Here is an 11,819-nt window from a genome sequence, read left to right as displayed (position 1 = left end):
GCCGGCCGCCTCTGGGCCACCGCCATGCGCAAAAAAGGCCGCCACATCCCCACCGAACTCGCCCACATCGCCGACGGCATCCAGGACTCCGGCACCACCCGCCAGGAAGCCGCCACCCTCCTGGCAGGTTAGAAGCCCAGCGTCAGCTCTTGCCGCGCACCACGGGGATGCTCGCCGTCGGCAGTCCGCTGGGGAACACCGTGGGCTCCGGCTCCGCAACCGGTTCCAAGTGGACCTGCACTGCCTGGCCTGCCACAATCAGCCGCTGTCCGCGGACGTCCACCTCAAGCGGCTCGCCCTCCTGGACGGTCAGGGTGATGGCACCGGCCGAGACCCGGACCAACAGCAGGCGGCCCCGGATTTTCAGGTGGAAGGCCAGTCCGTCCCACCCGGCAGGCAGGCGGGGATCGAAAAACGGCACCGGGCCCTGGTCGCGCATCCCTGCGAAGCCGCACACGAGTGAACTCCACACTCCCCCCGCGGAGGCGATGTGCACCCCATCGATGGTGTTGCCGTGCGTGTCGTCCAGGTCGATGAACGCGGCGTTGGTGAAGTGCGCCAGGGCTTCCTTCGAATAGCCCACCTCCGCCGCCATGATCCCCTGCACGCATGCGGAGAGGGTGGAGTCCCCGGTGGTGATGGGATCGTAGAAGTCGAAGGCGCGCTGCTTTTCCTCAGCCGTGAAGTCCTGCCACTGAAGGAACATGGCCAGGACCGTATCCGCCTGCTTCAGGACCTGGTGGCGGTAAATCACCAGCGGGTGGAAGTGCAGGAGCAGCGGGTACTTGGACCGGGGCGTGGACCAGTCCCAGGCCTCCAGGGTCATGAAGTCATTGTCCTGTGAGTGCACCTGCATCCGGTCGTCGAATGGCAACTGCATGCGCTTTGCGGCTGCTTGCCACAACTGGCGCTCCTCGTGGGTGATTTCGGCATGTTCGAGGGCGGCTGCGGCGCCCAGGTTGAAGCGGGCCATGACGTTTGTGTACAGGTTGTCGTTCACCACGGCCGTGTATTCGTCCGGACCGGTAACGCCATGGATGTGGAACAGCCCGTCCTTGCCAAAGAAGCCCAGGGAGATCCACATGCGGGCGGTCTCAATCAGCAGTTCGGCTCCCATGCCGTCCCGGAACCCGGTATCTCCCGTAGCCCACAGGTACCGGTTGGTGGCGAAGGCAATTGCCGCGGCAATGTGGAACTGGGCGGTGCCGGCAGCATAGTAGGCGCTGGCCTCGAGCCCGTTGATGGTGCGCCACGGGAAGAGGGCGCCGTCCACGCTTAGCTCCTTGGCCCGGATCTTGGCTTCGGGAAGCATGCCGTGGCGGAACTCCAGGACCTGCCGGGCGCCGTCGGGATTGGTGTAGGTGAGGTAGGGCAGCAGGTACACCTCCTGGTCCCAGAAGTAATGCCCGTCGTAGCCTGATCCGGTGACTCCCTTGGCAGGGATGCCGGCAACATCGGCGCGCGCCGTGGCCTGGGCCAGCTGGAACAGGTTCCATCGGATGGCCTGCTGCAACCCGGGGCGGCCGCCCTCCACCACAATGTCGGATGTGGCCCAGTAGTCGCGGAAGTGGGCCTCACTCTCGGCAAAGATGTCACTGACGGGACGCAGGGCGTCTTCCGCCACGGCGGCTGCATCGATCTCCGGGTCCTGGAATGTCCTGCCTGCGGCGTAGCTGACGCTCTTTTCCAGCCGGAACGGTTCATCGGCGTCCACTGCCAGGACGTACCGGACGCTGCTGTCGTCCTGGTCTACCAACGTCTCGAACGGCTGATGCCCCGCAGAGGTCCAGTGGTCCACCGCAATCCCCACCCGTTGCTTGGACTCGGCTGCCTCCCAGGACAGGCGCAGGGAGCCGTCGCCGCCGTCGAGCCGCACTGGCAGCAGCACCCGGCCGGCATGGCGGCCGGCGCGGCGCGGATCATGCACGGAGTGGTCTTCCACCGGCTGGTCCTGGCGGTTGATGACCGAGGACGTGACGTCCAGCGAGACTTGCCGGTCCGTGGCCACCTCCAGCGAGATACCAACACTGCCCCGGGATGCGTACCCCACGGCCCGCCGTTCCGTGGTGGTCACCCTGGCGCCGGACCGGCACTGCCACGTGATGCGGCATTCATAGATCCCCGTGCAGAAGTCGACGCTCCGGCGGTAATCGAGGGCCTCCGATTCGGCCAGGCTGAGGCTTTCGCCGTCCACCACCACCGTGAAGTTGTTGACGTCCGGGATGTAGAGGATCCGCTGGCCCGTCCGGGCGAAACCAAAGGCGTTTTCGGCGTGCTTGATGTCCCAGATTTCGTGCAGCCCGTTGATGAAACTGCCAGGCAGTTCGACATCCGCCGCCGCCCAATGGGCACCGCGGATGCCGACGTGCCCGTTTCCCAGGGCAAACAATGTCTCAAGGGTTCCCGCGCCGTCGGTGTCGTAGCGCGTTTCAACGAGTTGCCAGGGAGTATCGGGGAACCGTTCGCGGTCCGCGGTAATCAGTGCCATGGTCGGGGTCCTTTTGGCCTTGCTGTACTGCCGGGCTGGCCGGCATGAGGTATTCGGGGGAACTGCTGTATGCGGATTGGTGCTGCCCGGGGAAAGGCAGCCGGGGTGGACGGCGCGGGTCTTAGGGGATGAGTTCCTGGAGGTCGTTCACTACCAGGGTGGCGCCGGCATCCAGGAGCGCCTGCCGCCCGGCGCCCCGGTCAACCCCGATGACGGAGTGGAAGGATCCCGCGCGCCCGGCCTGCACACCGGACACGGCGTCCTCGACCACCACGCATTCGGGGCTGGACAGGTCCAGCAGTTTCGCGGCGTATTCGTAGGTGGCCGGGCTTGGCTTGCCGGGCAGGCCCTGCTCCGCGGCCAGCACCCCGTCCACCACCACTGCGAAGTGGTGGCTGAGCCCGGCGGCTTTCAGGACGGCGGGAGCGTTCCGGGAGGAGGAGACGACGGCGACCTTGAGTCCACGCTCAAGCACGGCTTCGAGGAAGCGCACCGAGCCTGGGAAAGGTTCGACGCCGGCGCTCACGATGTCATTGAAGATCGCGTTCTTCCGGTTGCCCAGGCCCTGGACGGTTTCGTTGGCGGGGTCGTCATCCAGCGGACCCTCCGGCAGCGTGATCCCCCGGGAGGCCAGGAAGTCGCGCACACCGTCAAAGCGGGGCTTGCCGTCGATGTGGTCGAAGTAGTCGCTTTCGCTATACCCGGAGATCCCGGGCCGGGAGGCCAGGTACCCGTCGAACAGTTCCTGCCACGCATGCTCATGCACGGTGGCCGTAGGCGTCAGCACCCCGTCCAGGTCAAACAGGATTGCCGAGGCGCCGGTCCAGGCGGCGGTGTCGGCTGCAGGTTGTGGTGTCATCGGCAGTGCGGTGTCCTTTCAGTTTGCGGACAGCCGGCCCCCGCCGGGACAGCCTGAAGGAGGTGCTGCTGCGCTACATGCGCGCAGCATCGCCTCCCCGTCCGCCCACTGCAGGACCGGTCATGGCCGTAGACGAGTGTAAGCGCTTGCAAATTTCGCTGGCAACTGTTTTTTCCTTACCCCGGTTAAGGATGGATACACGGTCAGCGCAGCACGTAATGGCGCAGGAAAGCGCTGACGTCCACCATCTCGGTCCTGGACATTGCGTGGCCCATGCCCGGGTACGTCCGGGCCGTCAACCGGGTGTTCTTTTCCAGCCACTCCGCGGTGTACGCCACGGCGTCGTCGTTGATCACCAGGTCCGCCCGGTCCCGGCCCCAGAAGAAAGGCGGTTTCTCGTCGAAGGAATCCGTCACTGAGAGGAGCTCATTGTTAAGCACGAAGCCGGACAGCCCCACAACGGCCTTGTGGCTGTCCGGGTGCAGCCTCATAAGCGTGCTGGCCATGGCCATGCCCTGGGAGTACCCCATCAGGGTGACGCTGCTGTGCTGTTCTTTGACGGAGTTGATCCAGGCCTGCACTGCGTTGGCGGCCGAGATGACGTCCGCGAAGTCGTTGGCCAGGAAGTAGTCCAGCAGGAACCAGCCCCACTGGTCGCCGATGGGCATTGGAGCCCGAAGGGCGGCGAAGGTGAACTCCTGCGGCAGGTATTCGAAGAGTCGCACCATCCGAGATTCGTCCGTGCCGTACCCATGCATCATCACCAGCAGTGGTGTGCCGGCGCGCTGGCCTTCCGGCCTGGACCACACAACTGTTTCCACCGGACCAGCCTAACGAGGGAAGCGCGCCGCCCCGGCCCGGTGATTGAATCCGGAACCGCCGGGAGGTAGCGTGTCGCCTGACAGACAGCATGCTTAGCTTTGGCAGTATACGCAACACCATCACCGCAACGCCCTACCAGCGCCGCGCAGGACGCGGCCATAAGGAGCAAGTCATGAGAATCGGCTCGTCAATCTTCCTCATCGCGTTGGGCGCCATCCTTGCCTGGGCAGTGGCTCCCGGGCTGATCCCCTTCGTGGACCAACAACTGGTGGGCTACATCCTGATGGCCGTGGGCGTGATCGGACTGATCGCTTCACTCATCCTGGCCTCCCCGGGCCGGAGCCGCCGCGTCAGCGAATCCCGCTCCGTGATCGACCCCAACACTGGAGAGCGCATCACCCGCCACGAAAGCCGCGACGGCGGCGTCTAACCAACGCAGGACCGGGGACGGCATCCCCGGGAAGCATCACATGGACCGGAAAAGCCGGGCTGGACCACAACGCGTCCAGCCCGGCTTTTCCGTGCCTCCCGCGGAGTCCCTACCAGCAGATCTTGTTTCGTGTTGGTTTCCATTGACAAACCAACAGAAGCAAAGATAAAGTCAAGTAACTCAACATCGATGTGATGCCAATCACGCCGAGACCTACGCAACGGAGGGTACGTGTTCGCCGAAGAGCGCCAGCAAAAGATTGCCGAGCTTGTAGCCGGCAGTGGCCGGGTCAGTGTGACCCTGCTGGCTGAGCGCTTCAGCATCACGACTGAAACAGTCCGCAGGGACCTTGCCACCCTGGAAAACGCCGGCACCGTGCGCCGGGTCCACGGCGGCGCGGTAGCTGCAGACCGCTTCAGCACCACCGAAGAAAGCGTCACCGAGCGTGCCATCCAGCGGCCGGACCAGAAGACCCGGATCGCCGAAGCCGCCCTTGCCCTGATCCCCCGCAACTCGCAGGCCAGCGTCCTCATGGACGGCGGCACCACCACCGAGGTGCTGGCGGAAATGCTGGCGCGGCGCACCGCCGTCGAACCTTCCGACGGAACGGGCCCGCACCATGAACTGGTGGTCATCACCCACGCAGTACCCATAGCCAGCAAGCTCTCCAACGTTCCCGGCGTTGCCCTGCAAATACTCGGCGGGCGCGTTCGCGGCCTCACCCAGGTGGCCGTGGGACAGCCGACAGTGAACGCTGCCGCCAGGATCCGACCTGACATCGCGTTCATCGGGACCAATGGCATCCACGCCGCCTTTGGCCTCAGCACTCCCGATCCTGAAGAAGCAGCCGTCAAGGCAGCCTTCGTCCAGTCGGCCCGCCGCATTGTGGTGCTGGCCGACTCCTCCAAGCTGGACACGGAAACCCTGGTCCAGTTCGCCTCCCTGAAAGATCTGGACACCTTGATCACAGACAGTGAACCCGGACCTGAACTCGCGGCCGCCCTGGAAGAGGCCGGCGTAGACGTGGTGATCGCATGATCGTCACCTTCACGGCCAACCCCAGCCTCGACCGCACCGTTGCCCTGCCCGGTCCGCTGGCCCGCGGCGAGGTGCAGCGCGCCGTCTCCGTCAGCCAGGAGTCCGGCGGCAAGGGAGTGAACGTCTCCCGCGCCCTGGTGGCTTCCGGCCTCGAGTCCCTGGCCGTCCTCCCCGGCGCGGATAGCGATCCCGTCCTGGCAGGCCTGCGCGAGCAGGCGGTACCCTTCGTTTCGCTTCCCATCGACGAGCCGCTGCGCACCAACGTGGCGCTCACCGAGCCCGGCGGCGTGACCACCAAGATCAACGAGCCCGGGCCCGTACTGGCCCCGGACCAGCAGGAAGCCCTCATCAAGCTGCTGCTGGAGAGCTCGCGCGGTGCCAGCTGGGTGATCCTGGCCGGCTCGCTGCCGCCGGGATTCCCGGAAGACTTCTACGCCACGGTGGCCCGGCGGATCCGGGAGGCGGGCAACGGCACTGCGCCGCTGATCGCCGTCGACTCCTCCGGGGCGCCCCTCGCCGCTGCCGTGGCCGGCGCCCGAACCTCCGGCGCCTGGACTTCCAACGATGTGCCAGGCACCGGCGGAACAAACCCAGGTTCCGGGAAACCGGACCTGCTCAAGCCCAATGCCGAGGAACTGGCGGAGCTGGCCGCAGCCGCCGGTTTTCCCCCGGCTTCCGGTGACGAACTGGAAGCGGACCCGGCTGCTGCCGCCGCCGCCGCAGCCGCCGTCGTACGTTCCGGTGTGGGTGCTGTGCTGGCAACTCTCGGTTCCAAGGGAGCTGTCCTTGTAACGGCCGACGGCGCGTGGCTGGCCACGCACCCGCCGGTCGCCGCGGTCAGCACGGTGGGTGCGGGCGACTCCGCACTTGCCGGCTACCTGCTTGCCCATGGCCGGGGCGCCGCCCCTGCCGACTGCCTTCGCCAGGCGGTGGCGCACGGCGCCGCCGCCGCCTCCCTGCCGGGTTCAACCGTTCCCGCAGTACACCAAACCACCCCGGATGCCGTAACCATCACGGCCCTTCGAAAGGATTGACAGTGACCCAGCTCATCACCACGGACCTGGTCGAGCTCGACCAGAACCTGGGCAACGCCCCCGAGACGGTGATCCGGCATCTGGCAAGCAAAGTAGCTGCCACCGGACGCGCATCAGAAGTTGAAGGCCTCTTCGCCGACGCCTTCGCCCGCGAGCAGAAGACCGCCACTGGCATCTCCGGGGGCATCGCCATCCCGCACTGCCGGTCGGCCGCCGTCACCGTCCCCACCCTGGCCATGGCACGCCTGAACCCGAAGGTGGACTTCGGCGCCAAGGACGGCCCGGCAGACCTGGTGTTCTTCATCGCTGCTCCTGACGGGGCGGACCAGGAGCACCTGAAGCTGCTGTCCAAGCTGGCCCGGTCCCTGATCAAGAAGGACTTCACCGCGGCCCTCCGCAATGCCTCCTCCCAGGCTGAGATCGTGGAGCTCGTTGACGGCGCCTTGGCGGACAAGCCCGCCGCACACGCCGCCGCGGCTCCCGTTGACGCAGCCCCGGCAGCCGCCGGCGTTGGTGCTGTAGGGGCTGCAGGTGCCACCGAGGGAACTTCGGCCGGATCAGCCGGCCGGGGCCCCAAGCGCCTCGTAGCCGTTACGGCCTGCCCCACCGGTATTGCGCACACGTACATGGCGGCGGACTCGCTCGTGGCCGCGGCCCGGGAAGTGGGCGTGGACCTGCAGGTGGAGACCCAGGGGTCCTCCGGCGCCAAGGCGCTGGACCCCGCCGTCATCGCCGCCGCGGACGCCGTGATCTTCGCCGTCGACGTGGATGTGCGTGGCAAGGAACGTTTTGCCGGCAAGCCCGTCATCAACGCCCCCGTGAAGCGCGGCATCGACGAGCCGGACAAGATGGTCCAGGAAGCGCTCGCCGCAGCCGACAACCCCCACGCCCGCCGCGTCCCGCACTTCGGTGCCGAGGAGCAGGCCGAGCACGAGGCCGAGGAAAGGGGTGAGCACATCGGCCAGAAGCTCAAGAAGGCCCTGCTCACCGGCGTCAGTTACATGATCCCGTTCGTCGCCGGCGGCGGCCTGCTGATCGCCCTCGGCTTCCTCATGGGTGGCTACCTGATCACCAAGTACGCGGACACCATCGTGCTCCAGAACAGCCTCTTCAACCTGCCCACCGAGTTCCCGGACAATGCCTGGGGTCCGTTGGGTGCCTACCTCGGGGCAGTGCTGTTCAAGATCGGCGCGCTGTCACTAGGCTTCCTTGTACCCGCGCTGGCCGGTTACATCGCCTACGCGATCGCCGACCGTCCGGGCATCGCCCCCGGCTTTGTTGCCGGCGCCGTGGCCGGGTTCATGGGTGCCGGCTTCCTCGGCGGCATCGTGGGCGGCCTTCTCGCCGGCTACATTGCCTACGTGGTTGGCCGCCTCCAGGTGGCCCGCTGGCTGCGCGGCCTGATGCCGGTTGTCATCATCCCGCTGCTGGCCTCGCTTGTCGCGTCCGGGCTGATGTTCGTGATCCTCGGCGGACCGATCGTCGCCATCACCAACGGCCTGAACAGCTGGCTCTCGGGACTCACCGGAGCCGGCGCCATCGCCCTCGGCGTGATCCTGGGCCTGATGATGTGCTTCGACCTGGGCGGCCCGGTCAACAAGGTTGCCTACTCATTCGCCGTCGCCGGCCTGGGCGCCGCAACCATCGACAACCAGGCTCCGTGGCAGATCATGGCGGCCGTGATGGCCTCAGGCATGGTTCCTCCGCTGGCCATGGCCCTCGCCTCGACCGTCCTGAACAAGAAGCTCTTCAGCCTCGCAGAGCAGGAAAACGGCAAGGCTGCCTGGCTGCTGGGCGCATCCTTCATTTCCGAAGGAGCCATCCCCTTCGCCGCTGCCGACCCGCTGCGCGTCATCCCTGCCAGCATGCTGGGCGGTGCGGTGACGGGCGCCATGTCGATGGCATTCGGCGTCGGGTCAAAGGCCCCGCACGGCGGGTTCTTCGTCTTCTTCGCCATCGACAACTTCCTGATGTTCTTCGTCTCCATCGCGGTGGGAGCGGTTGTGTCCGCCTTCGCCGTGATCGCGCTCAAGCGCTGGGCAGTCAAGAAGAGCGTTGATACGGTTGAACCGGTTCCCGTAACCGTCTGAGCCGGCTTAGCCACACACCTTCCCGGCCGCTGAACCGTCAGCACGCCGAAAGACAAAGGAGCAAAAATGCCAGAACGCACCGCAACCGTTGCCAGCCGCGTGGGCCTGCATGCCCGTCCGGCCGCCATCTTTGCCGAGGCAGCCGGAGAGTTCGACCTGGACATCACCATTGCCCGTGAGGGCGAGCCGGCCGACGAGGCCATGGATGCCGCGAGCATCCTGTCCCTCATGAGCCTGGGCGCCTCGCACGGCGATGTTGTGGTCCTGCGCGCCGAGGGTGCCGGGGCGGATGACGCGCTGGAACGCCTGGTGCAGATCCTGGAAACGGATCACGACGCCGAGTAGCAGCTAATGCCCCCGGCCGTCGTCGGGTGCCTTCCCACCAGGGAACGCACCCGACGGCGGCCGCTTGCGTTTAAGCGCCGGTCCCGCCTTCCGCGAGCCTCACCCAACTAGGTAGCAGTAGATGTCGTTCTGAACACCCAAAACGACAACTACTGCGACCCAGTTGGGGGGGCATCAGCGTTCGGCGAGCGCCTTGACGTCGGCCAGGAGCCTGTCCCACATGGCCTTGGAGTGGGCCGCGGCTTCCTCGCTGGGGTTGTTGTCCTGTGCCAGCGTCAGCCGGGTGGCGCCGCCCTGGTCTTCGAGCGTCCATTCCAGCGTGTGGTGGTTTTCGGGTTTGTCCTCCTGGCCGGACAACGGGCTGAAGTGGGTGTGCACCAGTTTCCGTCCTGGTTCAACCTCCAGGATCCGGCCTTTGTCCTGGTACGCCTTTCCTTCCCATTCGCCCTGCCAGGTGATGGGGCTTCCAACGTTCCAGTCCGTCGCCAGTGTTGTCCCGAACATGAACTCCTTCACGGCGGCAGGGTCCGTAATCACCTCCCACACACGCTCCGGACCGGCGTTGATGATGGTGACCGAGGTTGCCACGTGGTCTCCCGGCATGGCCTAGGCCTTCTTCGCCGTGAAGAGCAGGTACTCCCATTCCATTTGGAACGGGACATCGCCGTGGGCGTCGCCGAAGGAGTCGGCAAGATCCGTGAGGGCCTTGTCCAGCGCCTTCACCTTGTCAGGGTCGTCGCCCAGTGATTTGTAGACGGAAATGATCGGGCCGTAGTGGGATTTGAAATACCGGACGAAGTCCACAGGCTGGTGGAAGCTCCTGACGGCCAGGTTCTGCTTGCGGGTATGGACGTCGGTGATCCTCCCGCCCAGCAGTTCGCGGACATGTTCCTCGCTCCCCCACAGCGGCGCGGGCTGCGCGCCCGGCGGTGGCGGCGGGGCAAAAGGCTTCAGTACGGCAAACATCTGCCCGATGAATCCTTCCGGTGTCCAGCACAGCAGCCCGATGGAGCCTCCCGGCTTGCAGACCCGGAGCAGCTCGTCGGCAGCCGCCTGATGGTGGGGCGCGAACATCACCCCGATGCAGGACATCACGGCATCGAACTCCGCATCGCCGAAAGGCAGCGCTTCGGCGTCACCTTCCTGCCATTCCAGGCCGACGCCGCGGTTTGCGGCCTCCCGCCGCCCCGCCTCGAAAAGTTCGGGGGTGAGGTCGCTGGCCACTACTTTGGCGCCCATCATGGCAGCGGGAATGGCTGCGTTGCCTGTTCCTGCCGCGACGTCAAGGACCCGCTGGCGCGACCTGATGCCGCAGGCCTCCACCAGGACGGCGCCCAGTTCCAGGAGCATTTCATCGGCAAGGGCCGGGTAGTCCCCTGACGCCCACATGGCCCGGTGCTTCCTCTTGAGCTCCCGGTCCGCCTCCATTGCTTCGGTCTGCTGGTTCATGCCGCGCCCCTCTACGTGTCCGGTCCGAATGACTGACAGCACGCTGTTGGCACAGCGGAGGCTGTGATGCTGCTCATTGTGGACGCGATACCGGCCGCTGTAAAGACGCGACATCCGGGGTAGCAGCGCCAGATCAAGCCGGTTGCGGGTCAGGCCGGCTTGCGCGCCCTGGTGGTCTTGGCAGCCGGCTTGTCTGCGGACTTGGTGGCCGCAGACTTGGATGCAGTCGACTTCGCAGCGGTTGACCTGGCGGCTGTGGACTTGGCGGCTGTGGACTTGGCGGAGGCGGGCTGTGCATCGTCCGTTCCGGTCTTCGCTGCCGCCTTCGAGGATGCCGCCCTGGTACCGGAGGCCTTGCGCGCCGGTTTGGCCGCTTCGGCCTCGCCGCCCCCGGTGTCCGCTTCGTCGTCGGAATCCCGACTGGCGGTGGCGGCCTCCCCGCCGCCGCGCTTCCTGTCCAGGCTGCGCTTGAGGGCCTCCATGAGGTCGATGACCTCGCCCTTGCCACCCTCGCCGGCTTCGACGCCGAACGTCTCCTCCGTGTCCAGCGATTCACCCTGTTCCAGCTTGGCGTCGATGAGCTGGCGCAGCTGCACCTGGTACTCATCAGTGAAGGAGGTGGGGTCGAAGTCCGCAGCCATGGATTCCACCAGCGCCGCGGACATGTCGCGTTCCTGGGCGGAGATCCTGATGTCAGCCTCCAGGGAGGGGAAGCTGGCCTCCCGCACCTCGTCCGGCCAGAGGAGCGACTGCAACACCAGCACGTCGTCCTTGATCCGCAGCGCCCCCAGCCGGGTCTTCTCCCGCAGCGCGAACTGGACGACCGCCACCCGGTCCGTGTCCTCCAGTGCGCGGCGCAACAGCACGTAGGCCTTGGGCGACTTGGAGTCCGGTTCCAGGTAGTAGCTCTTTTCGAACATCATGGGTTCAAGCTGCTCGGACGGAACGAACTGCACCACCTCAATCTCGTGGCTGTTCTCCGCGGGAATCGACTTGAGCTCATCCTTGGACAGCACCACGGTGCGGCCGTCCTCCTCGAACGCCTTCTCGATGTCCGAGTAGTCCACCACCTCGCCGCAGACCTCGCACCTGCGCTGGTACCGGATCCTTCCGCCGTCTGTGTTGTGAACCTGGTGCAGACTGATGTCATGATCCTCAGTGGCGCTGTAGACCTTCACGGGCACGTTGACCAGCCCAAACGCGATGGCACCCTTCCAGATGGCTCTCATTACTACAGTCAACATCAGACCGGGCCGGAGGTGAA

The 11,819-nt window shown here is 66.1% G+C and carries 11 protein-coding genes and 1 pseudogene; 6 read left to right on the top strand and 6 right to left on the bottom strand.

All coding sequences use genetic code 11. The features are described from left to right. A pseudogene (locus tag IEW19_RS15555) lies at nucleotides 1–132 on the top strand (lipoyl synthase); the annotation flags it as partial. A gap of 10 nt (nucleotides 133–142) precedes the next feature. Here IEW19_RS15555 and IEW19_RS15550 read toward each other — a convergent pair. From IEW19_RS15550 to IEW19_RS15540, 3 genes are all read right to left on the bottom strand, one after another. Further along, the gene (locus IEW19_RS15550) at nucleotides 143–2,488 is read right to left on the bottom strand and encodes a glycoside hydrolase family 65 protein (protein WP_188572512.1); all 2,346 of its coding nucleotides are present in this window, start codon (nucleotides 2,486–2,488) and stop codon (nucleotides 143–145) included. 121 nt (nucleotides 2,489–2,609) lie between these two features. Then, nucleotides 2,610–3,347: an HAD family hydrolase gene (locus tag IEW19_RS15545; protein WP_188572511.1), complete on the bottom strand. Its 738-nt coding sequence runs from the start codon at nucleotides 3,345–3,347 to the stop codon at nucleotides 2,610–2,612. Nucleotides 3,348–3,550: 203 nt separating this feature from the next. After that, nucleotides 3,551–4,168: an alpha/beta hydrolase gene (locus IEW19_RS15540; RefSeq protein ID WP_188572510.1), complete on the bottom strand. Its 618-nt coding sequence runs from the start codon at nucleotides 4,166–4,168 to the stop codon at nucleotides 3,551–3,553. A 173-nt stretch (nucleotides 4,169–4,341) separates the two neighbouring features. Between IEW19_RS15540 and IEW19_RS15535 the strand changes: the two genes are divergently transcribed. The 5 genes from IEW19_RS15535 (at nucleotide 4,342) to IEW19_RS15515 (ending at nucleotide 9,106) form a co-directional block, all read left to right on the top strand. Next, nucleotides 4,342–4,599: a DUF6458 family protein gene (locus IEW19_RS15535; RefSeq protein ID WP_018769660.1), complete on the top strand. Its 258-nt coding sequence runs from the start codon at nucleotides 4,342–4,344 to the stop codon at nucleotides 4,597–4,599. 231 nt (nucleotides 4,600–4,830) lie between these two features. Further along, nucleotides 4,831–5,637: a DeoR/GlpR family DNA-binding transcription regulator gene (locus IEW19_RS15530; RefSeq protein WP_188572509.1), complete on the top strand. Its 807-nt coding sequence runs from the start codon at nucleotides 4,831–4,833 to the stop codon at nucleotides 5,635–5,637. Then, a complete protein-coding gene (locus IEW19_RS15525; RefSeq protein ID WP_188572508.1) occupies nucleotides 5,634–6,671 on the top strand; it encodes a 1-phosphofructokinase family hexose kinase in 1,038 nt (345 codons plus the stop codon). The genes IEW19_RS15530 and IEW19_RS15525 overlap by 4 nt, the downstream gene beginning before the upstream one ends. A 2-nt stretch (nucleotides 6,672–6,673) precedes the next feature. Then, the gene (locus tag IEW19_RS15520) at nucleotides 6,674–8,761 is read left to right on the top strand and encodes a PTS fructose transporter subunit IIABC (RefSeq protein ID WP_188572507.1); all 2,088 of its coding nucleotides are present in this window, start codon (nucleotides 6,674–6,676) and stop codon (nucleotides 8,759–8,761) included. 66 nt (nucleotides 8,762–8,827) lie between these two features. Then, nucleotides 8,828–9,106, top strand: a complete 279-nt coding sequence (locus IEW19_RS15515) for an HPr family phosphocarrier protein (protein ID WP_015935750.1) — start codon at nucleotides 8,828–8,830, stop codon at nucleotides 9,104–9,106. A 174-nt stretch (nucleotides 9,107–9,280) separates the two neighbouring features. Here the strand turns inward: IEW19_RS15515 and IEW19_RS15510 are convergent, their stop codons facing one another. The 3 genes from IEW19_RS15510 to ku all read right to left on the bottom strand — a co-directional run bounded on the left by IEW19_RS15510 (nucleotide 9,281) and on the right by ku (nucleotide 11,784). Then, nucleotides 9,281–9,709: an SRPBCC domain-containing protein gene (locus IEW19_RS15510; RefSeq protein WP_188572506.1), complete on the bottom strand. Its 429-nt coding sequence runs from the start codon at nucleotides 9,707–9,709 to the stop codon at nucleotides 9,281–9,283. Nucleotides 9,710–9,712: 3 nt separating this feature from the next. Further along, on the bottom strand, nucleotides 9,713–10,555 hold the full coding sequence (locus IEW19_RS15505; RefSeq protein ID WP_188572505.1) for a class I SAM-dependent methyltransferase: 843 nt from the start codon (nucleotides 10,553–10,555) through the stop codon (nucleotides 9,713–9,715). A 149-nt stretch (nucleotides 10,556–10,704) separates the two neighbouring features. Next, entirely contained in the window at nucleotides 10,705–11,784 is a 1,080-nt protein-coding gene (gene ku / locus IEW19_RS15500; RefSeq protein ID WP_188572504.1) for a non-homologous end joining protein Ku, read from the bottom strand. Between the last annotated feature and the right edge of the window lie 35 nt (nucleotides 11,785–11,819).

The organism is Arthrobacter liuii, from assembly GCF_014639275.1.
Classification (GTDB): domain Bacteria; phylum Actinomycetota; class Actinomycetes; order Actinomycetales; family Micrococcaceae; genus Arthrobacter; species Arthrobacter liuii.
This window is presented reverse-complemented; position numbering and strand designations above follow the sequence as displayed.